Consider the following 23,673-nt stretch of genomic DNA (forward strand, 5'->3'; position numbering starts at 1 on the left):
GCAAAAAATTAAAAACGGCAAATGATACCCGAAAACTTACACCTCAAAGGAGGCATCGACGTGCAGCCGGATTTCCTCCCGAATCTGCTCAGCCGACAGCCACTGGTCGTTATTAGCCGAGTCGTAGTGGAAATCGGTGGCTACGCGCCGCCCCTTAAAGTGCCGAATAAAATCCTCCTCGCGCCAGCCCGGCGAAGTGGTGGGCAAGATGACGTAGTAACGGTCGAGCTCCACGGTGCTCAGCGCGTCGGTTTGGGTTATCATTTCCTCGTGCAGCTTCTCGCCCGGCCGGATGCCCACGATGTGCTGCTCGCAATTGGGCCCAATGGCGCGGGCTACTTCCGTAATTTTGTAAGACGGGATTTTGGGCACGAAAATCTCGCCGCCCCACGAGTGTTCTAGTGCGTAGAGCACCAAGTCTACCCCCTCTTCGAGCGAGATGTTGAAGCGCGTCATATCGGGGTGCGTGATGGGCAGCACGCCCGTGTGCCGCTGCTGCATGAAGAACGGCACTACCGAGCCGCGCGAGCCGATTACGTTGCCGTAGCGTACTACCGAGAGGCGCAAGTCTCTGCTACCCTTCATGTTATTAGCGGCCACAAAAAGCTTGTCTGAGCACAGCTTGGTGGCCCCGTAGAGGTTGATAGGCGCGGCCGCCTTGTCAGTGCTCAGCGCCACTACATCCTTCACGCCGCAGTCGAGGGCGGCGTTCACCACGTTTTCGGCTCCGAAGATGTTGGTTTTGATGCACTCCATCGGGTTGTACTCGGCAGCGGGCACTTGCTTGAGGGCCGCGGCGTGCACAATAATATCCACGCCCTCGCAGGCGCGGTGCAGGCGCTCGGCGTCGCGCACATCGCCGATGAAAAACCGAATGGCCGGGTACTGGCTGTGCGGAAATTCCTGGCTCATCTCGTACTGCTTCAGCTCGTCGCGCGAAAACACAATCAGCCGCCGCACCTCGGGGTACAGCTTAAAAATGGTGCGCACAAACTGTTTGCCAAACGAGCCGGTGCCGCCGGTAATGAGCAAAGACTTGCCGTTGAGGTCGAGAGCCATGAAACTACTTGAATTGAGAACCACAAAAATACGCCCCGCCGCGTTGGCGAGGAGTAGGGCCGCCGGCTTAGCCGGCCGGCTGGGCGCGGCTGGCCCGTACCAATTCGGCTAGGCGCGCCGCCTGGGCCTGCCGCGAGTAGCGCGCCACCGCCGGGTTGGCCGGCAGGTCGAGGCTGGGCTGCTGCTGCCATTGCTGCACTAGTTTTTCTAAGGTGCTGCGCATCAATGGATAGTCATCGTAGGGTAGGGCCTGGCCCGTGTGGGTAGCGCGTAAAATATGGTCGGCATCCGAGTCGGCCGGGCCTACGCACAGCACGGGCTTGCGGGTAGCTAAGTACTCGAAAATCTTCCCCGGCAAAATCCCCTTGTTCAAAGCCACATCAGGAATCGCCATAAGCAATGCACTACTTTTCAAGAGATAAGCTACTGATTCGTCATGCGGCACGAAGGGCAGAAACTCGGTAGCTTCAGCTAATCTGGCCGCTGCCACCTGCTCGCGAATGCCCGCATCGACCTGCCCCACAAAGCGCAGCCGCAGCGGCACAGTGGGGTAGGCGGCGGCGCAGTCGGCCACCGCCCGCAGTAAGTTCTCGATGCGGTAGCGCGCCGTGATGGTACCCGTGTGCGTGATGCGCAGGCAGTCGGCCGGCGGCGCCGATTGTCCCTGGAAATCAGCCTCATCGTAGCCATTAGGCAGCACCACGATTTTACCCTTGGCTAAGTCCGGCAGCTTGCGCCGAAACAGGCGCTCCGTTTCGGGCGAAGTCACGAGTACGGCATCGGCGGCGCGCAATACCTGCTGCTCGTAGTGCGCATCGAGCCAGGCCGCGGCCGCCGTGCGGTGCAGGTCCTTGGTATAGTAAATATCCGTCCAAGGGTCGCGCAAGTCGGCCAGCCAAACCAGGCCGTGTTTCTTCTTGAGCGCTAAGCCAATAAGTTGGGTGGAGTGCGGGGGCGAGGAGGTAAGCACCGCGTCAAATTTTTCGCCCTGCGCCAGCAGCTTTTCTACCGCCGCCAGGGCGTAGGCATTCCAGCCCCGGCGTGGGTCTGGGATAAACAGGTTGCCCCGTACAAAGCGCATGACCTGCTGCGTAAAACCCGGCTTGCCCTCGTTAGCAAAGCCGCCGTGCGGCACGGCCCTACCCGTCAGTTTTTGGTACGAGCCAAACGGCTCCAGCGTGGCTGTGCGGATAACGCGCACCTCGGCCGGCACTTCGCGCAGCAGGCTTTCGTCGCGCACGGGGTAGGTCGCCTGGTCGGGGTCAACAGTGAGAACGGTTGTTTCCACACCCAAGCCCGGCAAATACTTTACCCATTTCAGGCAGCGCTGCACGCCAGCCCCACCCGAAGGCGGCCAATAGTAGGTGATGACGAGCAGGCGAAGGGGGGTAGGACGGGGCACGACGAAAAAAGAATTGCGCCAGCAAAGCTACGGGTACGGCACAACCGCCCCGGTTGTAACTTTGGGAAATTCAAAGGGGGCGGTTGGTGTTTACCAAGAAACCCCCTGGCCGCCGGCATTCGCGGCCGCCACCCAATCTGCAACATCTGCGATTTTATGTTTGATAACCTCTCCACTAAGCTCGACCGGGCCATCAAGACCCTCAAGGGCCAGGGCAGCATCTCCGAAATCAACGTCGCGGCTACCATCAAGGAAATCCGCCGGGCGCTGGTCGATGCCGACGTTAACTATAAGGTTGCCAAAGAAGTAACCGATAAGATTAAGGACGAGGCCATGGGCCGCGACGTGCTCACGGCCGTGTCGCCGGGCCAGCTCATGGTCAAAATCGTCTACGATGAGCTCACCCTGCTCATGGGCGGCGAAAAGCAGGACATCGTCATCAAAGGCGACCCGGCTGTGGTGCTGCTCTCGGGCCTGCAAGGCTCGGGCAAAACGACCTTCGCCGGCAAGCTCGCCAGCTTTATCAAGAAGCAGAACCGCAATGTGTTGCTGGTGGCTTGCGACGTGTACCGCCCGGCCGCTATCGAGCAACTTAAGGTGCTCGGCGAGCAAATTGGCGTAGAAGTGTACTCGGAGCTGGAGAATAAAAATCCGGTCGAGATTTCACAAAACGCCATTGCCTACGCCAAGAAAAACAACAAGAAAGTAGTCATCATCGACACCGCCGGCCGCCTAGCCGTGGATGAGCAAATGATGCGCGAAATCGAAGCGGTGAAGCGCGCCATCAACCCCAGCGAAACGCTGTTTGTGGTGGACTCGATGACCGGCCAGGACGCCGTAAATACGGCCAAAACCTTCAACGACCGCCTCAATTTTGATGGAGTAGTCCTCACCAAACTTGACGGCGACAGCCGCGGCGGCGCGGCGCTCTCAATTCGGGCGGTGGTCGAAAAGCCCATCAAGTTCATCTCGACGGGCGAGAAAATGGAGGCGCTTGACCTCTTCTATCCCGACCGCATGGCCCAGCGCATTTTGGGCATGGGCGACGTGATTTCGCTGGTAGAGCGTGCTCAGCAGCAGTTCGACGAGGATGAAGCCAAGCGCATCAACGCCAAGATTCGCAAAAACCAGTTTGACTTCAACGACTTCCTCGGCCAGCTCGAGCAAATCAAGAAGATGGGCAACCTGAAGGACTTGGTGGGCATGATTCCGGGCGCGTCGAAGATGATGAAGGACGTCGAAATCGACGACGACGCCTTCAAGCCCGTGGAAAGCATTATCAAAAGCATGACCAAGCAGGAGCGCGCCCAGCCCGACCTCATCAACGGCTCGCGCCGCCGCCGCCTCGCGGCTGGGTCGGGCACCGACATTCAGCAGGTAAATGCCCTCATGAAGCAGTTTGAGGACATGCGCAAAATGATGCGCACCATGAACAAGATGAGCCAGACCAAAGGCGGCATGGCCCAAATGGCCAAAATGATGGGCGGCATGAAAGGCGGTATGCCCGGCATGGGCCGCCGCTAGCCGCCCTACCCCCCTAATAACAAAAAAGCCCGGCTGTATCAGCTGGGCTTTTTTGTTACTTAGTAATGGCGATTCGGGGAATGTCTTTTTCGCGCAAATCAATATCCACTGGTAGGGGCTGCTTTGTGAATTCATCAAAGCAAACCGTGCGCTGGCCTTTGAACTTCATTTGCGGGTCATTGATAATGATGACGTGCGGAAACGTACCGTACTCCTTATCATCCCGCATTAGGGTTTGCTGGCTGCCGAGGCTGGGATCATTCACTACGTTGGCGTACACCAATTGGCCTTGGGGCGCTTGTTTGAAATAAAGCACTTTGCTCTCAATGTGCCCATTACAAGGCGCCGAGCAGCTGCCGAGCAACCCGAGGCTTACGCCAGCTAGCACTACCAAAATATATTTCATACGCACCAAAAAAGGGTGGTTGCCGCAGCTTACACGGCCGAAAAGTCGAACGACTCCAGGAATTTAGTCGTGAAATTGCCAGCCTGAAAATCCTCGCTGTCCATGAGCGCCAAGTGGAAGGGAATAGTCGTTTTCACGCCCTCTACCACAAATTCGCTAAGTGCGCGTTTCATTTTCACGATGCACTCCTCGCGGGTTTGGGCCACGGTGATGAGTTTGGCAATCATCGAGTCGTAGTTGGGCGGAATCTGGTAGCCAGCATATACGTGGGTATCCACGCGCACGCCGTGGCCGCCCGGAATGTGCAACGTGGTAATGCGGCCCGGCGCGGGCCGGAAGCCGTTGCGCGGGTCTTCCGCATTGATGCGGCACTCCATGGCGTGCATCTTAGGGAAGTAGTTTTTACCCGAAATCGGGATGCCCGCCGCTACCTTAATTTGCTCCTTAATGAGGTCATAGTTAATGATTTCCTCGGTTACCGGGTGCTCCACCTGGATGCGGGTATTCATTTCCATGAAATAGAAATCGCGGTTGGCATCCACCAGAAACTCGATAGTTCCTACCCCCTCGTAGCCGATAGCCGACGCGCCGGCGATGGCGGCAGCGCCCATGCGCTCGCGCAAGTCGTCGGTCATAAACGGCGAGGGCGCTTCTTCCACCAGCTTTTGGTGGCGGCGCTGGATGGAGCAGTCGCGCTCCGAGAGGTGGCACACGTGGCCAAACTGGTCGCCCACAATCTGCACCTCGATGTGGCGCGGCTCGACCACAAACTTTTCCAGGTACATGCCGTCGTTGCCGAAAGCCGCCTTAGACTCTGTGCGTGCATCGTCCCAGGCCTTCTGGAAATCATCGTCGTTGTTGATGATGCGCATGCCGCGCCCGCCGCCGCCCGCCGTGGCCTTGAGGATGACGGGGTATTTGATTTCGTTGGCAATTTTCTTGCCCTGCTCCACCGACTCTAGCAAGCCTACCGAACCCGGCACCACCGGCACACCGGCCTTAATCATGGTTGCTTTGGCAGTCGCCTTGTCGCCCATCTGGTTTATCATCTCGGGCGTGGCGCCGATAAACTTGATGCCGTTTTCCTGGCAAATACGCGAGAACTCCGCGTTTTCGCTCAAAAAACCGTAGCCGGGATGAATAGCATCGGCATTGGTAATCTCGGCCGCCGCAATGAGGGTAGGGATATTGAGGTAGCTCTGGCTGCTGGCGGGAGGCCCGATGCACACGGCTTCGTCGGCGAAACGCACGTGCAGGCTTTCCTTGTCGGCGGTCGAGTATACGGCTACCGTTTTGATGCCCATTTCGCGGCAAGTACGAATAACGCGCAGGGCAATTTCGCCCCGGTTGGCAATCAGAATTTTATTGAACACAGGTTCTCGGAATTATGAGGTATGAGTTAAAAATTATGAGTTATGAAGCATGAATTGTCACGTGGTCAACTCATATTTCATAACTCATAATCCATAATGCCAAAGAGACTACTCAATCAGAAATAACGGCTGGTCGTACTCGACGGGAGTAGCGTTTTCTACCAGCACTTTCACAATGCGCCCGCTCTGCTCAGCTTCAATCTCGTTGAAGAGCTTCATGGCCTCGATGATACAGATAACCTGGCCTTTTTCCACCGTGTCGCCGACTTGCACAAACACGGGCGCGTCGGGGCCGCTGCTGCGGTAGAACGTGCCAATCATCGGCGACTTGAGGGGGGTGTAGTTGGCACTGGCGGCGGCAGCTTCGCCCGCCGGGGCCAGGGGCGCAATGGGGGGTAGGGCTGGTGTAGCGGGTGCGGCGGCCGCAACTGGCTGGGGCGCTGCCGCGGCCGGGGCCGCCCCCATGCTCACAATTTGCTTGGTGTTGGGCTCGCGCTGCACCGAGATTTTGAACTCCTCGGTTTCGATATTGACTTTGTTGAGTCCCGACTTGGCGATGAAGTCGAGCAGCTCCTGGAGTTCTTTGGCTTTCATGGCAGCGTCTTTTTTAGGCGGATTTTTAGGGGATTCTTTCGACATCGGAGAAATAGTAGTAGGGACTCGGCGAGTCCGGGGGTAGGTAAACCGGGCAACGCGCGGACTCGCAAAGCCCACGATACTACTTACTTAACGCGCTCTACGTAGGAGTAGTCGCTAGTTTTGATGCGAATTTTGGTGTCTGTATCAATAAACAACGGCACCTGAATGCGGGCTCCGGTTTCGACGGTCGCAGGCTTCAGGGTGTTGGTAGCGGTGTCGCCGCGCAGGCCGGGCTCGGTATAGGTCACCACGAGGTCGACGGTGGTGGGTAGTTCGGCGGTGAGGGGCTGCTCGGTTTCGGCGTGCATAAGGATGGTTACCTGCTGGCCTTCCTTCATGAGGTCGGCGAAGGGCACCATTGCTTCGGGCAGGACAATCTGCTCGAAGGTGTCATTATCCATGAACGTGTAGCCGTAGTCGTCTTTGAACAGGTACTGGTGCGGGCGCTGCTCTACGCGGGCCGTTTCAATTTTTACCCCAGCATTAAAGGTGTTGTCCAACACCTTGCCCGTCTTGATATTACGCATCTTGGTGCGCACAAAAGCGGGGCCCTTACCGGGCTTTACGTGCTGAAATTCGGTGATAACGTGCAGGTCGTTGTTGTACATCAGCACAAGACCGTTGCGGAAGTCGGCGGTGGTTGCCATTTCTTTTTTAATTAGGAATTATGAGTGAGGAATTATGAATGGAGTGGCTGCACGGGGAGTTGCCAGCGTGGCGATTCATGCAGTTCCGTTCATACTTACCCTAAGCGTTGTACGCCCATTTTACGTGGATGGCGCCCCAAGTGAAGCCGCCGCCGAAAGCCGCGAATATCAGGTTGTCGCCTTTGTGCAGCTGCTTTTCGTAGTCCCAGAGGCAGAGCGGAATGGTGCCGTTGGTGGTGTTGCCGTAGCGCTGGATGTTGAGCATCACTTTTTCGGGCCCTACCCCCATGCGGTGGGCCGTCGCGTCGATGATGCGCTTGTTGGCTTGGTGAGGTACCAGCCAGGCAATGTCGTCGTGGGCAAGCCCTTGGCGGGCCATTACCTGGGCGGCTACGTCAGCCATGCTCTTCACGGCAAACTTAAATACCGTGGCGCCCTCCTGGTAAATGTAGTGCTCTTTGTTGGCCACGGTCTCGGCCGTAGGCGGGCGTCGGCTACCCCCCGCTTTTTGGTTGAGGTACTGCTCGCCGCTGCCATCGGTGCACAGCACTTGGTCGAGAATGCCGTAGCCTTCGGTGCTGGGTTCCAGCATCACGGCCCCCGAGCCGTCGCCAAACAGGATGCAGTTGGCGCGGTCAGAATAATCAACGATAGCCGACATTTTATCGGCCCCGACTACTACTACTTTCTTATAGGTTCCGCTTTGAATAAACTGAGCCCCCGTGATTAAGGCATACAAAAAGCCCGAACACGCGGCGTTCATGTCGTAGCTGAACGCATTTTTGATGCCTACACCGTTAGAAATGATGTTGGCTGTGGCCGGAAACAGCATATCGGGCGTCACGGTGGCGCAAATAAGCAAGTCTACCTCCTCGGGCCGGGTGTTGGTTTTTTCCAGCAACTGCTGCACCGCCTTGATGCCCATCACGGAACTACCCTGGTCTTTGCCCTTCAGAATACGGCGCTCCTTAATGCCGGTGCGCGAGGTAATCCATTCGTCGGTAGTATCGACCAGTTGCTCCAGCTCCTGGTTAGTGAGCACGTAGTCGGGCACGTAGCCTCCGACTCCGGTGATGGCGGCGGTAATCTTCATGAGCGCAATGGGCGGCCCGAACGCAAAGAGTCTGGCCACCGGCCAGACTCTGAGAGCTAGGATTTGAAAGAGTCTTTGATGTGGTCTACGATGCCCGACTGCGCCATTTGGTAGCCTTGCATCAGCATATTACAGATAGCCAGCGGCGTGCTAACGCCGTGGCCGATAATGGCATTGTCGTTGATACCCAAAATGGGCGAACCGCCAATGGTTTGGTAGTTTACTTTCTCAAAAAAATCGTCGTTAAGGTTGCGCGTTACCATGATATCGTACATCGACTCAGCCATTTTGAGCATCACGTTGCCCACGTAACCGTCGCACACGATAACGTCGGCCTTGTCGTTAAACAAATCGCGCCCCTCAATATTACCAATAAAATGCACGTGCGGGTTTACCTTAAATAGCTGGTGCGCGGCCTGCGTGATAACCGTGCCTTTGCCTTCTTCCTCACCTAAGCTCATGAGCCCCACTTTGGGGTGGGCAATACCCAGCACATACTGCGCGTAGAGCGAGCCGAGCTCGCCAAATTGCTCCAGCATTTCGGGCTTGCAGTCGGCATTGGCGCCCACATCTACCAGAATGCCGTAGCCACCGGCCAGCTTAGGCACAAAGTTGGCGATGGCCGGGCGCAATACGCCCGGCACCGCTTTCACCGTAAACATGGCGCCCACGAGCATCGCCCCCGTGTTGCCCGCCGAGCAAAACGCATCGACCTCGCCGCTGTGCAGCAAGCGGTAGCCCACGGCAATGCTGCTGTCTTGCTTTTGCTGAAACGCTTTGGTAGGGTGCTCGCCCATGTCGATAACCTGGGAGGCGTGCACCACCTCCAGTGCTGCCGCGCTGGGGCCGTGTTGTTGTAAAAGGGGCCGCACTTCGGCTTCGGAGCCAATAAGTACCACCTGGGCTTTGCCGGCTAGGCGCTGGGCAGCCAGCACGGCACCGGCCACGGCAGCTTGGGGGGCGAAGTCGCCACCCATAGCGTCGAGGGCAATTTTCATGAACGCGGGAATAGTAGAAGGTCAGCCATAGAGCGCAAAGGCGCGAAACCAAACCGGGCCGAACTGCCAATCTCAAAAGAGCAGTCCGGCCCGATGGTACCGCGAAATAACAACGCTTTCGGCTATTCTTCGTCCGAGCCCGTGTCGCCAGCGGCGGCGGGAGCAGCTACCGAGGTGTAATTTTTGATAGCCAGCTGGCCATTGTGGTACAGGTCACCGTCTACCACGTAGGCTTTGTGGCGCAGGTGCAATTCACCCGTGTTCGGGCAGATAGTCACCGCCTTAGGGGTAAGTTTGTGGTGGCTACGGCGTTTGTCGCGGGTGGCGGAGGAGGTCCGGCGCTTAGGATGGGCCATGTTCTTAAAAGAAAATTGGGTGTTGAATTAGGAATGTTGAATTAGAGCCAGGGTCCTAATTCAGGTTTTTGAGGGCCGCCCAACGCGGGTCGGCTGGCTCGTCATCATCTGGATTGTCGCTTTTAGGGCGGGTTGAGAAGATGAGTTTGGTTTCGGCATCGGGGTCGTCATCGGCTTCGTTTTGGAAGCGTGGATGCAGCTTTTTCATGGGCAAAGCCAAGCCAATATAATCGTACAGGTGCTGGGCAATGTTAAGCGCCAGCGTGTCGGGCGTTACTTGCAGCACGTCGTCGTCGAGCTCCTTGGGCTCGTCGCCGTAGCGCACAAGTAGCTGGTTGTCAACGTCAACCGGGTGGTCAAATTCATCGAGGCTCCGGTCGCAGGTGAGGCGTACGGTGCCCGTGATGTGCGAGTCGATGGTGATAACGCGCTCCGTTTTGGTGAGCGTCACGTCGGCGTGCAGGTTGCCATCGGCGATGAACTCCCCTTTAGGGTCGAACTCCTCGAAAAAAGCACGGCCGAGCTCAAACGCAAACTGGTGCGTCTTAAGCGAAAGCCTGGCGATAGGCAAATCAAATTGCGAGTCCTTTTTCACAGTAAGCCGAATAACGGGGTGCAAAGGTAAGAGTTTTAATTGGCTTTATCAAGCCTGCCAGAAGCTAGTGGGCCAGCAGCAAGTCCTTTTTGGAAGCGGGCCGGCGGCGCCTACCCCCCTACACTCGCACGATGGCGGCAGCCTGCCGGGCGCGTACCACATCGCAAGCTAGGTACACGGCCGACCGAAACGAGGAAGCATCGGCAGCAAACTTGCCAGCCAAGCCGTAGGCTGTGCCGTGGTCGGGAGAGGTACGGACTACCGGCAGGCCCGCCGTGAAATTGACTCCCTGCTCAAATGCCATCAGCTTGAACGGAATCAGGCCTTGGTCGTGGTAAATGGAGAGGGTAGCGTCGAACTGCCGAAACTGCCCAGTGCCGAAGTAGCCATCGGCGGGGTAGGGGCCAAATACGAGGTGGCCATCGTGCTCAAACTGCCGGATAACCGGCGCGATGACATCGGCTTCTTCGCGGCCAATGAGGCCGTTTTCGCCGGCGTGGGGGTTGAGGCCGAGCACGGCTACTTTGGGCTTGAGAATGCCAAAGTCATGTTGCAGTGACTTGAGCAGCAGGCGAATTTTGGTGCGTAGCAAGTCAGCGTTGAGGCGAGTCGAGACATCTTTAAGGGCGATGTGGCCAGTGGCAGTAGCCACGCGCAAGCTTTGGCTCTCATCTACCAAAAACATGAGGCTGTCGCCGGCGCCGAAATAGCTGGTCAGGAATTCGGTGTGGCCGGGGTAGCGAAAGTCGTCAGCTTGCGTGTTTTCCTTGCTGATGGGCGCCGTAACGATGGCATCGAGCAAGCCCGCTTTGAGGTCGCGGCTGGCGGCAAGCAGGCTTTCGCGGGCGGCCTGGCCACTGGCCGGCGAGGGCTGACCGGGGGTGAGCACAAAATCATCGTCCCAGCACGTGACGGCGTTGAGGCGGCCGGGCGCAATGTCGGCTGCGTCGCGCAGCTGGCGGAAAGTGAGCGGTTCGGTATGTGGCTCGACTGGGAAATCGTCGAAAAGCGACGTGGCCGTGCCGTACACCACCGGCGTGCACTGCTGAAGTAGGCGCTCGTCGCGCAGCGTTTTATAAATAACTTCGGGGCCGATGCCGGCGAGGTCGCCCACGGAAAAACCGAGGCGGGGAAGGGTCTTGGACATAAAGTAGGCTGTGGCAGAACTAGCCTGTGGAGCTTGCCGAGGCCTCGCTGTCGCCTCGTTGAAAGAAGTGGTAGCGAGGTTTCGGCAAGCTCAGCAGGACAGACGTAGTGGGAATTTAAGCCAACTGCTTAGTTAAGAACTCGTACAACAAGCGCACGCCGGTGCCCGTGCCGCCCTTGCCGCGGTACGAATCGGGCGCCGTGAGGTAGGCAGGGCCGGCAATGTCGAGGTGAAACCAAGGCGTGCCCTCAATAAAACGCTCCAAAAACTTAGCCGCCGAAATGTGACCGGCTTCGGCCTTGCCCAGGTTAGAGAGGTCCGCAATATCAGACTTCATATGGTCGGCGTAGTCGTCCCAGAGCGGAAACTCGACTAAGCGCTCGTGCACACGGTGGGCGGCGGCGAGCAGCTGCGCCGTGGCATCGGCATCGGCGGTGCCCATCACGGCGGCAGCTTCGGTGCCTACGGCGCGCACGGCGGCCCCAGTGAGGGTAGCCAAGTCAATAACCAGCTCGGGGTGGTATTTTCTGGCAAAACTGAGCGCATCGGCGAGCAGCAGGCGGCCTTCGGCGTCGGTGTTTTTAACTTCGACCGTGAGGCCCGAGTGCATCGTGAGCACGTCGCCGGGCACGTAAGCCAGGCCGCCGGGCCGGTTGTCGGTGGCGGGCACCAGGCCGATGACGTGCAGTGGCACGTTGTTCTTGGCCAGCGCGTAGAGCACGCCACCCACGGCGGCCCCGCCGGCCATGTCGCACTTCATCATGTCCATGCTGCCGGGCGTGGGCTTAAGGCTGAGGCCGCCCGTGTCGTACACCACGCCCTTGCCCACCAGCACGTAGGGTTTCTCATTTTGGGCGCCCGCGGGCTTCCACTCCAAAATGCTGAAGGTAGGCGGCTCGGGCGAGCCAAGGTTCACGGCAAGCAGGCCGCCCATGCGCAGGCTCTCGATTTTGGCCATGTCGAGAATATCGGTGGTGTAGCCGGCGGCATCACCGGCTTCGGCCAGGCGGTCAGCAAACTGCTGAGCATTAAGCTTATTGAGGGGCGCATTGACGAGGTCGCGGGCGAAAAGTACGCCTTCGAGCAGGTGTTGCAGCTCGGTAACCTGGACTTCGGTGGCGGCAGCGCCAACCAGCGTGATGCGGGTAAGCGGGGCTCCTTGGCGCGACTTCTCATCCGTCTTATAGCCGGCAAACTCGTAGGCTGAGAGGAACAAGCCCTCGGCCAATGCGAGCGCGGCGTCGGTGTTTTCGCTAAGATTTTGAATAAAAACCTCGGCGGTTTTTTCTTTTTTCAGCAAGCCTTGCAGTTGGTGGCCAGCTTTGCGCAGGGCCTCGAGCTGTAGGGCGGGGGTAGGCTTTTTTTCGAGCACCACAAAATAGTGCTGGTGCGAAAAGTGGTTGAGGGTGACGAATTTCTGTTCGTCGGCCAGGGCACTTTCGACGTAGCCACGGGCTTCGGTGGGGAGGTCGCCGGCGGCGGAGGGGGGTAGGGCGGTAGTGCCGAGGGGCAGCAGAAATACCTGGGTAGTGTGGGCCGGCGCGGTGGCGGCGTGGGCGAGCGTGAGCGACATAAGGCAGGGTATAGAAGCGTAACTTTGGCGTGAAGGTAGCAGCGCAGGTTGTAGAACGGAGTGGCACTCCGTTCCCGCCCGGGAGCTAACGCTAGCTACCAGAAACGGAGTGCCACTGGCTGCGCCGACCTCCGGTTTCGTTTTACTCGTATTTTATGCTTGTTCGAAAATCGCTGCAGCTCGTGCTGCCCCTGCTGTGTTCGTCGCTGCTGGCTTCGGCGCAGCTATTACAGCCCAAAACTGCCTTCACCCGTGCCGACTCACTGCGCGGTGGGCAGCCGCCTGCCCGCACCTGCTACGACATCAAGTATTATCACCTCGACGTGAAGCTTGACCCGGCGCGCAAGTTTATCAGCGGTTCCAATTTGTTTCGCTTTGTGGCCACCCGCGATTTTACGCGGCTGCAATTTGACCTGTTTGCCAACCTGGAGGTGGGCAAGGTGCTCTACCACGGCCGGCCCGTGCCCTTCACCCGCGAGGCCAACGCGGTATTTATGACCTTTCCTACCCCTCTCAAACAAGGCAGCCAGGACGAGTTTACGGTGGAGTATTCGGGCCAGCCGACCATCGCCAAAAAGGCGCCCTGGGACGGTGGCTTCGTTTTCGCGCAAGATGCCAAGGGCCAGCCTTGGGTGGCTACTGCCTGCCAGGGGGTAGGGGCCAGCATTTGGTGGCCCACCAAAGACCAGCAGGCCGACGAGGTAGACAGCATGCTCATCAGTATTGCCGTGCCCAAGGGCTTGCAGGATGTGTCGAACGGCCGCCTGCGCGGCACGGCGAAGCTACCCGGTGGCTACACCCGCTACGACTGGGCCGTGGCCAACCCCATCAACAACTACGACGTGGCCCTGAACGTGGGCAATTTCACGCACTTCAGCGATGTGTACCAAGGCGAGGCGGGCCCACTGACCCTCGACTATTGGGTGCTGCCCGAAAACCTGGACAAGGCCAAAAAGCAGTTTGGCGCCAACGTAAAGCCCATGCTCAAGAGCATGGAAGCGTGGTTTGGGCCGTATCCTTTTTATAAGGATGGCTACAAACTGATTGAGGCGCCCCACCTGGGCATGGAGCACCAGAGCGCCGTAGCCTATGGCAACAAATACTTGAATGGCTACTCGGGCCGCGACCGCTCGGCCACTGGCTGGGGCGATAAGTTCGACTTTATCATCATCCACGAGAGTGGCCACGAGTGGTTTGGCAACAACATCACCAGCAAAGACATTGCTGATATGTGGGTGCACGAAAGTTTTACTACGTACTCGGAGGCGCTGTTTATCGAAACGCAGTTTGGCAAGCAGGCGGGGCAAGAGTACCTGCACGGCCAGCGCCGCAACATCTCGAACGACGCCCCCATTATTGGGCCCTACGGCGTGAATAAAGAGGGCTCGGGCGACATGTATGACAAGGGCAGCAACCTGCTCAACATGGTGCGCACCGCCCTCAACGACGATGCCAAGTGGCGGCAAATTTTGCGGGGCCTCTCGCGCACTTTTTATCACCAAACTGTCACGGGCCAGCAAGTTATCGAGTACATCAACCGCGAGGCCGGCCACGATTTCACCCGCGTATTTGCCCAGTACCAACAGCACGCCGCCCTACCCACCCTCGAAATGCGGGTCGAAAACGGCCAGCTGCTGGGCCGCTGGGTGGCCGACGTAGCGGGCTTCGACCTGCCCGTGCGCCTACGCCTGAAGGGTGGCGACTATAAGCTGCTGACGCCCAGCACCAAGTGGCAACCGCTCGACCTGCCCGGCGCCACCAAAGACAATGTGGAAGTCGATACTTTCAACTATTACATAGGCGTATTGATGGACTAGGGCAGTTTTAGGGCCGGTATGCCGGTCCTAAAACTTAAGCCGGCGGCGGAAGATGCTGCTGGGTATGGGCCAATAACTGAGCACAATGGCTCGCTCCATCGTGGAGGTGGCCAAAGGCAAGGGCCTGCTGCCGACCGTTGGCAAAGTGTAGCTGCACCGCAGTGGGGCTGGTAGCCTCCACGCTGGCCAGGTCGGGCCACTGCACGGCCTGCGCCGGCCCCAGCAGGCGGGTACGCATCCCGAAGCCGCCGGGGTGCAGGTGCAGGTAGCGCCGCGCACCTAAGCGCGCCAGCCCAAAGGCCAGGCTCACATAAACCACTGCTAGCCCAGCATATAGCCACGGCAGCACATGCAGCCGGTGCGCCGCTCCCGCCAGTTCGGCTGCGTGGTGGCGATGCCAGATGTGGTAGCCCTCCAGGCCCAGAATACCGGCCGCGGCCAGCTCTAGCCACGCTACCTGCTCGTGGTGTGGGTGGGCATGGCGCAGGTGGCGCAGCTCGCGGGCCATCAGCAGCAAGTAGCTGGCGCCCACCCCAAACTCCAGGCCCAGCAGGGGGGTCAACGGCTCCCTACCCCCCAGTACGGCCATGCCCCCCGTCAGGAGCACTAGCGCCGGCACCAAGTGGCTCAGCGCTTTTGCTCGTTGCTGCTGGGCGTAGCGGCGGGGGTAAAGCCTGATGAGCGCCTCGGGAGCCGCACCAACCGGCGGCTGGGCGGCGGCTACCAACTCGGGCAGATTTGGCGAAGCTTCGGGCATGGCGCAGGGGTAAGAAAGCAAGGGGCAACTGCCTCTCGTAGCGCTGCAAGCTACTGAGTATAAGGCCGATTTTGCAAGTCGCTGAAGCTGCCCGGCAGGCTGATAGCGCCTCAATACCGCCGGAGTGCCGATATTTGGGCTGCCTTCCGCCATTTGGCCGGAGGTAGCCAACTTGGCGGTTGGCCGGAGCAGGGGTAGGGGCCGGACCCTTGGCCACCGCGCCCGCCGCCGCAGCCCCCTGTCTCCGTGGCCCAATACACCGTTCGCCCCAAAAAACACCTTGGCCAACATTTCCTGGCCGACCCCAATATTGCCCGCCGCATTGTGGAGAGCTTGCGCCTGCCCGAGGGGGTAGGGGAAGTGCTCGAAATTGGCCCTGGCATGGGCGTGCTCACGCAGTATTTGCTCGAAAACCCGGCTTATCAAACCAGCGTCGTCGAGATTGATACCGAGTCGGTAGCTTACCTCACTGCGCACTATCCGGCGCTGGCGCCGCGCATCTACGCCACCGATTTCCTGCGCCAAGACCTGGAAACGATGTTTCCGGGCGCGCCGCTGGCCATTATCGGCAACTTCCCCTACAACATCAGCACCCAGATATTCTTTCAGGTGCTGGCCAGCCGCCAGCAGGTGCGCGAGGTGGTAGGGATGTTGCAAAAAGAAGTGGCCGAGCGCCTGGCCGAGCCGCCTGGCTCGAAAACCTACGGTATTCTGAGCGTGCTTTTGCAAGCCTACTACGACATCGAATACCTGTTTACGGTGCCGCCGCACGTGTTTGTGCCGCCGCCCAAAGTAGAGTCGGCCGTGGTGCGGCTTACGCGCAACAAAGTCGAAAAGCTAGACTGCGACGAGAAGCTGTTTTTCCGCGTGGTGAAGCAGGCGTTTTCGACGCGCCGCAAAACGCTGCGCAACGCCTTGAAGCCGCTCGGCATGTCTACGGAAACGATGGCCGCCGACATTTTCGACAAGCGTGCTGAGCAGCTGGGGGTAGCAGATTTTGTGCTGCTAACCAACCTGGTAGCCCAGGCATGAGCAAACGTAAGGCAGGCTGCCGTGTGTTGCTGACTGTAGGCCTAATGGGCAGTTTAAGTAGTTGCTTTTGGGGTGATGAAGATAGCACTATTCGTTTAGGTGATAACTACTATATACTAACCACAACCGAAGGCGATGCTTCTCTCTACTTTTCTGATTCGCAAGCAGTTGTGACGGAGCCATTGCTAGGTGAGGTTAGTTCGATTGGCACCGTTGGCAAGTACTTAGCTGTTTGCCATTATCCACATTATTATTTGTTTTCATTAGCCTCAACTACCGACGAGGCAGCCCGCAAGACCCGTATTGGTCCTTTAGCTGAAAAAGCCTTCCGGCTGCAACTCTACCAAGTAACTGGCGATTCTGCGCTTCAGCTTATGCCTGTTCTGTAACTTCATGTCCCTCTGCCTGATAATTGACGATATGCACCCCTCGCTCTTGCCGATGCTGCGCAGCATTGGTGTCGAGGGCGACTACCAGCCCAAGCTACTGGCCGCCGATGTGCCGGCTGCGCTCGCTGCCCGCCCCTACATAGGCCTGATGGTGCGTAGCAAAATGCGCATCACGGCCGCGCTGCTGGCCCACGGCCCACAGCTGCGCTACGTAGCCCGGGCCGGTGCCGGCGTCGATAACATTGACGAAGAAGCGCTGGCTGCGGCCGGCGTAGTGCTGGTGAATGCGCCCGAAGGCAACCGCGACGCGGTGGGCGAGTTTGCCACTGGCCAGCTGCTGGCCTTGCTGCGCCACACCGTGCGGGCCGATGCAGAAGTGCGCCGCGGCGAGTGGCACCGCGAAGCTAACCGCGGCGAGGAACTGGGCACCAAAACCGTGGGCCTGCTCGGCTACGGGCACATGGGTAGGGCATTTGCCCAGCGCCTGCGCGGCTTTGGCTGCATGGTGCTGGCCCACGACCACGACCCGGCCGTGGCCACCGACGGCAATGCCGAGCTGGTGCCGCTGGCCGAGCTGCAAGCCCGCGCCGAGGTGCTGAGCCTTCACATTCCGTACTCGGCCAGCAACCACCAGTTTGTGAACGAGGAGTTTCTGGCGGCATTTGCGCACCGTATTTGGCTGGTGAATACGGCCCGCGGTGAAGTGGTGGAACAGGCGGCGCTGGTGGCGCGGCTGCAAAGCGGGCAGGTGCGCGGCGCAGCGCTCGATGTACTCGAAAACGAAAAACTCGCCACCCTTACCCCCGCCCAGCAGGCCAGCTACAACTACCTGCGCACGGCGCCTCACGTGCTGCTCTCGCCCCACATCGGCGGCTGGACGCACCAGAGCTACCAGCGCATCAACGAGGTGCTCGTAGCTAAGATTGCAGCCTTGGGATTACTAGTCAGTGCGTAACGGTCAGCAGGCTTCTGCTGGCCGCCATTAATGCTGGACTATTTATCATTCAGCATTATTTAGCGTATCTTTGCTAAACCAATGGGGAGAACGGCTGGCCAGTGTGCCAGCCGTTCTCTTTATTTTTTACCTGACCCACCTGCTACGCGAAAACTCAGTCCTGAACTTTATGGCTACCATCAATTATTACACCGCCGAGGGCCTGCAAAAGCTGAAAGACGAACTCCAGGAACTCAAAGTCCGGGGTCGGGCGAAGGCGGCCGAAGACCTGCGCGAGGCCCGCGACAAAGGCGACCTGAGCGAAAACGCCGAGTACGATGCCGCCAAGGATGCCCAAGGCCTGCTCGAACTCAAAATAGCGAAACTCGAGGAAGTACTGGGCAACGCCCGCCTCATCGACGAAACGAATATGGACTTCACCAAAGTGCTCATTATGAGCAAGGTGAAGCTGAAAAACTTGAAAAACAATATGGTGCTCGACTACCTGCTGGTGGCCGAAGAAGAAGCCAACCTGGCCGCCGGCAAAATCTCGGTAAAGTCGCCCATTGGCAAAGGCTTGCTGGGCAAGTCGGCCGGCGACACCGCCGAAATCATTGTGCCCGCGGGCAAGCTCCAATTCGAGATTCTGGAAATCAGCCGGTAGCTTTTCTTCGCTACTAGCTTTCTTGAAGGAAAAGGCCACTGGCGAAAGTCAGTGGCCTTTTGTCGTTATTCGCAGCATCATTCACTGGCTCGAAGCTACCCGTTAGCAGCCACCCGCTAATAGCTACCCCAATGCCTTCTATATTTTCCCGCATCGTTTCGGGCGAGCTGCCCGCCTATAAGGTGGCCGAAGATGCTGACCACCTGGCCTTTCTCGACATCACGCCGCTAGTGGAAGGCCACGCCTTGGTGATTCCGAAAAAGGAAATTGACTACATATTCGACCTAACGCCGCAAGCCCTGGCCGCGCTGCACGTGTTTGCGCAGCGCGTGGCCAAGGCCGTGCAGGCCGTGGTGCCGTGCCGCCGCATTGGCGTAGCCGTGATTGGGCTGGAAGTGCCGCACGCGCACATCCACCTCATCCCGATGAATAAGGTGGCGGATATGAATTTTGCTAACCCCAAAATTACCGTGCCCGCCGAACGCATGCAGGAGCTAGCCACGGCCATTGCCGCCCAGGTGCCGGGAGGTAGCGGCCTGCCCGCCGCCCCGGCTGCCCCAGCGGCCAAGATGGTAGCGGCCGCCGCGCCCGCGGTCGCCGATGCTACCCTGGCCCAACTGCAAAAGCTAACGCAGGGCCTGAATTTGGTGAGCGATGCGGAGGAGCCGCTGGAAGCCGTGAGCTATGCCGCGCCGGTCGGCGACCTCCCCGATGCTGCCCTGCTGCAACTACTTGGCGAGCCAGCCCAAGCCAAAGTAGAAAAAGTGGAGCTAACGCTTTTCTTGCGCGACTATACCGCCGATAATGGGGTGCTCGGCGACCCGAAACTGGCTAACCGCTACAAGGCTTTGCAACTCTACATGAAGCAGGAGCTGGATGGCGCCCAGGTGTACCGTATCGGTAGCGCGCCGCAGGTGCACGTCTATGCGCTGGGCCGCGATGCGGCCGGCAAACTGGCCGGCTTCAAAGCAGTGCTGAGCGAAACCTAATAACGAAGTAAGGCGCGGGGCTTGCCCCCGTCCGTCGTTGAACAAGGTTATTAGCACTTGTTCAGCGACGGGCGAGAGTGAGTTGTGTGTCCTGCCCCCCCCTTATAAACAGGAGTAAACTACGAAAGATGAAATTGTTAACTAGACTAGTGGTGGCCACCAGCCTGTTGGCTACCCACGCGGCCACTGCCCAAACCCTGGCCCTACCCCCGCCCGTGGCCGCGGCGCTAGCCACCGTGCGTCCCGCCGACCTCGAAGCCCACGTGCGCTACCTGGCCGACGACCGCCTGCGGGGTCGCCTGCCCGGCACGCCCGGCTACCAGCTAGCGGTTGACTATGTGACGAGCCAATTCAAAAAGAATGGGGTGGCCCCGGCCGGGGACCAGGGCACTTATACCCAAAAAGTGCGGCTGCGCCGCGCCTTCGTAGAGCCGGGCCCCGTGGCCAGCTACCAGCCGGCCACGGGACCAGCCCAGCCGCTGGCTTATGGCTCGGCCATCACGGTGTACCCCAACCCTGGCCAGGCGGAAGTAGCCGTAGCCAATGCCTCGCTGGTATTTGCCGGCTACGGCATTTCGGCCCCCGAACTCAAGTACGACGACTACGCCGGGCTCGATGCGCGGGGCAAAGTGGTGGTAATAACCCGCCAAGTACCGCGCCAGTTTGCGGATAACGAGCGGCAGTACTTTACCGACCTGCGCACGGTGCTCGAAACCGCTGCACGCCACGGTGCGGTAGGCGTGCTGCTGGCCGCGGCCCACGCCGATGCGCACCTGTTGGAGTTTCCGAAGGGGGTAGTGAGCGCCCTCGGGCCCGATGGCCAGGTAGGCGTGTCGCGCAGCTACGCGCCGGGTTCGGCGCAGCTGGTGGCGCCCATCAGTGCGGCCACGTTGCAGCAGCTTTTTGCCGGGGCGGGTAGCGACACCGCGCAGGCCCTTCGCGCATTGCGCGGGGGTAGGGCGGCGTCGCAGCCGCTGGTGGGCCGCTTTAGCGCCCGCTACCGTAGCCGCTACCAAGACGTGGATAGCTACAACGTGGTGGGTAAAATAACGGGCTCGGACCCCAAACTGCGGGCCGAATACGTGGTGCACAGCGCCCACCTCGACCACCTGGGGGTAGGGCCGGCTATCAACGGCGATTCGATTTTCAACGGGGCGCACGACAATGCTACGGGCGTGGCCAGCGTGCTCGAAATCAGCAAGCTCTACGCTGGCCTTCAACAGAAGCCCAAGCGCTCGGTGCTGTTTGTGCTGGTCACGGGGGAGGAAATGGGCCTGCTGGGCTCGGCGTATTTCGCCAAATTTCCGACGGTGCCCAAGGCGGCACTCGTGGCCGACATCAACACCGACATGCCCACGATTATCGCGCCGCTACTGGCCGTGGTACCGCTCGGGGCCGACCATTCTTCTTTGCTCAATGAAGTAAAGCTGGCCGCTGATTACCTCAAGCTGAGCATCGAGCCCGACCCCGAACCGACCCAGAATCGCTTTATTCGCAGCGACCAGTACAGCTTCGTGGTGCAGGGCGTGCCGGCGTTGCACATCAAGTATGGCAACAAAACTGCCGATGGCAAAAACAACCTCAGCGAAACGGTGCAGCAGTGGCGCGCCGTTACCTACCACAAGCAGCAGGATAATTTTGTGGGCGGCACCTTCGACTGGGCAGCGGGTGCACAATACGCCCGGCTCAACTTCCTCATCGGCTACCAGGTGGCGCAGGGGGTAGGGCGGCCTACTTGGAACAAAGGCGATTTTTTTGGGACGCGCTTTGGCAAGTAAAAGCTTGCGCTAGCCAACTATCTAGATTATCCGCAATACAGGGGGTAGGGCCGGCCAGCGGCAAAGCTAGTGCAACGGAATACGAAGAGGACGGTCTATAGTAAAGCCAGGGCATAAGGTCCTGGCTTTACGCTTTTAACCCCCCTCTACTTATGGTGCGATTCGGTGTGCTCTTGCTGCTTTTACTGTTGCAAACTGCTTCAGCCTGGGCCCTCAAACCCGTGGCCAAGTGGTGGGCCAAGCCCGACACCCTGGGGCTAAAATACCAGGACCTGACCCTTACCACCCCCGACCACGTGCACCTAGCAGCCTGGTTAATAGCGCCGGCAGCTACCGCGCCAACTCAGCACACCACGATAGTAATGGCCGGGGGCGACTCGGGAAACATGGCCTCCCTTATTTACCCGGCGGCGGCGCTGGCGGCGGCCGGCTACCAGGTGCTGCTATTCGACTACCGCGGCTTTGGGCACAGCGACGCCTTTGCCATCAACCAAGATTACCTATATTACCCCGAGTTTACGACCGACCTGCGCACGGCGCTGGCGGAGGCCCGGCGGCGCGCCCCTCGGCAGCGGGTGGGCGTGCTGGGCTTTTCTATGGGCACCATTGCGGGCTCGGAGGCGGCGGCTACCACCCAGTGCGATTTCCTGCTAACCGTGGGCTACGTGGCTAGCCCTCAAAAGGTAGTGGCCTACTACCAGCGCACGCGGCCCGAGCGCCCAGTGCTCTTGCCCGCCGACGCCGCGACCTACAGCCAGGTAGCGCCCCAGGTACAATGCCCTTGGCTGTTCATCGCCGGTACGGAAGATAAAGTCACGACCCTAGCCGACTCGATGGCCGTGGCGCGGGCTGCTCGCCGCCGGCAGCGCCGCGAGGTGCTTCCTATCAAAGGCGACCACATGGGCTCGATGATGGTATTTTCGGACGACGAGGCTACCACCGCGGCCAACGTGCAGGCCGTGGGCCGCTTTTTGGCTGGGCAGCTGGCCGCGGGTAAGGGCTAGCGCGCCCGGCCGCTATCGACGCCGCTTTGCAGCTGGGCCTGCGTGGCGGGGGGTAGGGCGCTGAGAATATCGAGGCCTGAGGCGGCTTCTATTTTATCCACCGAGGTCAGGTACTGGTTCCACTCGGGGCTGATGCTGTTGTCGTTGGGCGTGTCGATGGCCACCACGCGGCCTTGGCCGGCGGCAATGCGCTGAAGGTCGTTGGTGCCCTCGGGCAAGAACACAATAACTTTCCAGATGTGGGCGGGCACCGTTACGCGGCCCTGGTCGATGGTTTGGGCGGGGCCGTTTTTGCCGGTGCCGCCGCGGCCGTAGCTGCCCATGACCACGTAGGCTTCCTGGCCGCGCTCAACCTGGGCGCGGGTGTATTCTTCGAGGTGCGCCCAGGTTTGCTGGTTGTTTTGCGGCGCCTGGGGCACCATATTGCTCATCAAGAAAGTGGCCGAGTTATCGTCGAGCGATGCCGTGCGGTCGCCGCTGGGGCAGTTGTGGCCTTTGTCGAAGCCCGAGCCCGAATAGCTCGGCGGTGCCACTGGGTAAAATTGGCGAGGGAGGGCCGGGTCGGCCCGAAAATCATCTTGCCGCGGCGCGGCCTTGGTGAGGTCGGTGCGGCCCACGTGCCAGCTCGTCCAAATCGGAATCCCACGCTGGGCATTGTAGCCCGTGGCGTACTGCGGATGAAGGAGCAGGTAGTTGGTCGCGCTGCTGGGGTCCGAAATAGCGCCGCTGGGGTTGCCCAATAGCAGGTTGTCGTTGTCGGCCAGCTGCGCAACGCTGCGCGGCGGCAGGGGGGTAGGCGTGGTGCGTGGTGAGGCCGGCGAGGGGGTAGGGCTCGGGGCAGAAACCGCGGCCTTTACCGCGGCGCCACTGCTGGTAATGAGCGTAATATCATCTACGTTGAGCCGGGTTTTCTCGCCACTGGTTTTGCGAATTTCAAGGCGCAGCGGGCCATTCGAAACCCCGGCGAACGTGCTCACCCGCAAGCGCGGGCCACTGGCCGTCAGGGGCTGGCCGTTGCGCTGGAAGTTGCGGCCACCGTCGCGGCTCAGCCACAACTCCCAGGTGCTGGGCGCGTCGTCGCCGTAGGCCGCCGCGCTAATTTGGATTTGCCGCACCCCGGCCGGCGCGTCAAACAGCATCGTTAGGCGGGCGTGGCTGCCACGCAGGCGGGCCGCGCGCTGGCCATCCTTATGGTCCTGGTCCGAGCTGCCAATAAGGGCATCGGTGAAGTGCCAGGCGCCGGTGCCGAGCGCTTCATCACCGTCGCTGTAAGCCCCTTTGCTCCCCGCCTCGAAGGTTTCGGGGAAGGCGCCGGCTGCCTGGGTCGGGGCTGGAACGGTGGCGGTGGCCGCCGTAGAGGTTTCGGTAGAAGGCGCCGAGCAGGCAAGTAGAAAAGTGGCGGCGAAGAAGGCGACGGGCAATTGCATGGCGCGAAACTACGGCCCGCGCTAAGCTTGCGCCTCAGCACAGGGATAGGACGGCCCCCTTAACATTGCG

Annotated in this window: 23 protein-coding genes; 9 read left to right on the forward strand and 14 right to left on the reverse strand. The window is 59.7% G+C overall.

The features are described 5' to 3' along the window. Window positions 1-36: 36 nt before the first annotated feature. Window positions 37-1,059 carry a UDP-N-acetylglucosamine 4,6-dehydratase (inverting) gene (gene pseB, locus GO988_RS03520; protein WP_157562130.1) on the reverse strand — a complete coding sequence of 341 codons (1,023 nt, stop codon included), beginning with the start codon at window positions 1,057-1,059 and terminating at the stop codon, window positions 37-39. Between the two features lie 67 nt (window positions 1,060-1,126). Further along, window positions 1,127-2,461, reverse strand: a complete 1,335-nt coding sequence (locus GO988_RS03525; RefSeq protein ID WP_317164774.1) for a glycosyltransferase family 4 protein — start codon at window positions 2,459-2,461, stop codon at window positions 1,127-1,129. 156 nt (window positions 2,462-2,617) lie between these two features. On the opposite strand from GO988_RS03525, the gene ffh reads away from it, so the two are divergent. Next, the gene (gene ffh / locus GO988_RS03530; RefSeq protein ID WP_157562131.1) at window positions 2,618-3,985 is read left to right on the forward strand and encodes a signal recognition particle protein; all 1,368 of its coding nucleotides are present in this window, start codon (window positions 2,618-2,620) and stop codon (window positions 3,983-3,985) included. 55 nt (window positions 3,986-4,040) lie between these two features. On the opposite strand, the gene GO988_RS03535 is transcribed toward ffh, so the two are convergent. The 10 genes from GO988_RS03535 to GO988_RS03580 all read right to left on the reverse strand — a co-directional run bounded on the left by GO988_RS03535 (window position 4,041) and on the right by GO988_RS03580 (window position 12,812). Then, window positions 4,041-4,391, reverse strand: a complete 351-nt coding sequence (locus GO988_RS03535; protein WP_157562132.1) for a hypothetical protein — start codon at window positions 4,389-4,391, stop codon at window positions 4,041-4,043. 29 nt (window positions 4,392-4,420) lie between these two features. Further along, on the reverse strand, window positions 4,421-5,764 hold the full coding sequence (gene accC, locus GO988_RS03540) for an acetyl-CoA carboxylase biotin carboxylase subunit (RefSeq protein WP_317164775.1): 1,344 nt from the start codon (window positions 5,762-5,764) through the stop codon (window positions 4,421-4,423). Between the two features lie 108 nt (window positions 5,765-5,872). After that, entirely contained in the window at window positions 5,873-6,358 is a 486-nt protein-coding gene (gene accB / locus GO988_RS03545) for an acetyl-CoA carboxylase biotin carboxyl carrier protein (RefSeq protein ID WP_157562801.1), read from the reverse strand. Between the two features lie 128 nt (window positions 6,359-6,486). Beyond that, on the reverse strand, window positions 6,487-7,050 hold the full coding sequence (efp, locus tag GO988_RS03550; protein ID WP_157562133.1) for an elongation factor P: 564 nt from the start codon (window positions 7,048-7,050) through the stop codon (window positions 6,487-6,489). Window positions 7,051-7,150: 100 nt separating this feature from the next. Further along, the gene (locus tag GO988_RS03555; RefSeq protein WP_157562134.1) at window positions 7,151-8,143 is read right to left on the reverse strand and encodes a beta-ketoacyl-ACP synthase III; all 993 of its coding nucleotides are present in this window, start codon (window positions 8,141-8,143) and stop codon (window positions 7,151-7,153) included. A gap of 56 nt (window positions 8,144-8,199) precedes the next feature. Beyond that, window positions 8,200-9,141 carry a phosphate acyltransferase PlsX gene (gene plsX, locus GO988_RS03560; protein ID WP_157562135.1) on the reverse strand — a complete coding sequence of 314 codons (942 nt, stop codon included), beginning with the start codon at window positions 9,139-9,141 and terminating at the stop codon, window positions 8,200-8,202. Between the two features lie 122 nt (window positions 9,142-9,263). Further along, entirely contained in the window at window positions 9,264-9,497 is a 234-nt protein-coding gene (rpmF, locus tag GO988_RS03565; RefSeq protein ID WP_157562136.1) for a 50S ribosomal protein L32, read from the reverse strand. 55 nt (window positions 9,498-9,552) lie between these two features. Further along, window positions 9,553-10,092, reverse strand: a complete 540-nt coding sequence (locus GO988_RS03570; protein WP_317164776.1) for a YceD family protein — start codon at window positions 10,090-10,092, stop codon at window positions 9,553-9,555. Window positions 10,093-10,210: 118 nt separating this feature from the next. Next, the gene (pdxA, locus tag GO988_RS03575) at window positions 10,211-11,239 is read right to left on the reverse strand and encodes a 4-hydroxythreonine-4-phosphate dehydrogenase PdxA (protein WP_157562138.1); all 1,029 of its coding nucleotides are present in this window, start codon (window positions 11,237-11,239) and stop codon (window positions 10,211-10,213) included. 115 nt (window positions 11,240-11,354) lie between these two features. Further along, window positions 11,355-12,812 (reverse strand): leucyl aminopeptidase family protein, encoded by a 1,458-nt coding sequence (locus tag GO988_RS03580; protein ID WP_157562139.1) that lies wholly within the window; start codon window positions 12,810-12,812, stop codon window positions 11,355-11,357. Window positions 12,813-12,967: 155 nt separating this feature from the next. On the opposite strand from GO988_RS03580, the gene GO988_RS03585 reads away from it, so the two are divergent. Next, entirely contained in the window at window positions 12,968-14,629 is a 1,662-nt protein-coding gene (locus GO988_RS03585) for a M1 family metallopeptidase (RefSeq protein WP_157562140.1), read from the forward strand. Window positions 14,630-14,663: 34 nt separating this feature from the next. Here the strand turns inward: GO988_RS03585 and GO988_RS03590 are convergent, their stop codons facing one another. After that, window positions 14,664-15,386 (reverse strand): hypothetical protein, encoded by a 723-nt coding sequence (locus tag GO988_RS03590; protein WP_157562141.1) that lies wholly within the window; start codon window positions 15,384-15,386, stop codon window positions 14,664-14,666. Between the two features lie 246 nt (window positions 15,387-15,632). Here GO988_RS03590 and rsmA point away from each other — a divergent pair, with 246 nt between their 5' ends. The 7 genes from rsmA (at window position 15,633) to GO988_RS03625 (ending at window position 22,176) form a co-directional block, all read left to right on the forward strand. After that, a complete protein-coding gene (rsmA, locus tag GO988_RS03595) occupies window positions 15,633-16,418 on the forward strand; it encodes a 16S rRNA (adenine(1518)-N(6)/adenine(1519)-N(6))-dimethyltransferase RsmA (RefSeq protein ID WP_317164777.1) in 786 nt (261 codons plus the stop codon). Further along, window positions 16,415-16,807, forward strand: a complete 393-nt coding sequence (locus tag GO988_RS03600; protein ID WP_157562142.1) for a hypothetical protein — start codon at window positions 16,415-16,417, stop codon at window positions 16,805-16,807. Before rsmA ends, GO988_RS03600 begins: the two co-directional genes overlap by 4 nt. 4 nt (window positions 16,808-16,811) lie before the next feature. Beyond that, window positions 16,812-17,762 (forward strand): NAD(P)-dependent oxidoreductase, encoded by a 951-nt coding sequence (locus GO988_RS03605; RefSeq protein ID WP_157562143.1) that lies wholly within the window; start codon window positions 16,812-16,814, stop codon window positions 17,760-17,762. Between the two features lie 169 nt (window positions 17,763-17,931). Beyond that, window positions 17,932-18,405, forward strand: coding sequence for a transcription elongation factor GreA (greA, locus tag GO988_RS03610; protein ID WP_157562144.1), 474 nt, complete (start codon window positions 17,932-17,934; stop codon window positions 18,403-18,405). Between the two features lie 131 nt (window positions 18,406-18,536). After that, window positions 18,537-19,394 carry a nuclease A inhibitor family protein gene (locus GO988_RS24540; RefSeq protein WP_198172492.1) on the forward strand — a complete coding sequence of 286 codons (858 nt, stop codon included), beginning with the start codon at window positions 18,537-18,539 and terminating at the stop codon, window positions 19,392-19,394. A gap of 128 nt (window positions 19,395-19,522) precedes the next feature. Beyond that, window positions 19,523-21,172 (forward strand): M28 family peptidase, encoded by a 1,650-nt coding sequence (locus GO988_RS03620; RefSeq protein WP_157562145.1) that lies wholly within the window; start codon window positions 19,523-19,525, stop codon window positions 21,170-21,172. Window positions 21,173-21,324: 152 nt separating this feature from the next. Continuing rightward, window positions 21,325-22,176, forward strand: a complete 852-nt coding sequence (locus GO988_RS03625; RefSeq protein WP_157562146.1) for an alpha/beta hydrolase — start codon at window positions 21,325-21,327, stop codon at window positions 22,174-22,176. On the opposite strand, the gene GO988_RS03630 is transcribed toward GO988_RS03625, so the two are convergent. Further along, on the reverse strand, window positions 22,173-23,603 hold the full coding sequence (locus GO988_RS03630) for a DNA/RNA non-specific endonuclease (protein WP_232341353.1): 1,431 nt from the start codon (window positions 23,601-23,603) through the stop codon (window positions 22,173-22,175). The genes GO988_RS03625 and GO988_RS03630 overlap by 4 nt on opposite strands. Between the last annotated feature and the right edge of the window lie 70 nt (window positions 23,604-23,673).

It is taken from the genome of Hymenobacter ginkgonis (genome assembly GCF_009755225.1).
In the GTDB taxonomy this organism is placed as follows: domain Bacteria; phylum Bacteroidota; class Bacteroidia; order Cytophagales; family Hymenobacteraceae; genus Hymenobacter; species Hymenobacter ginkgonis.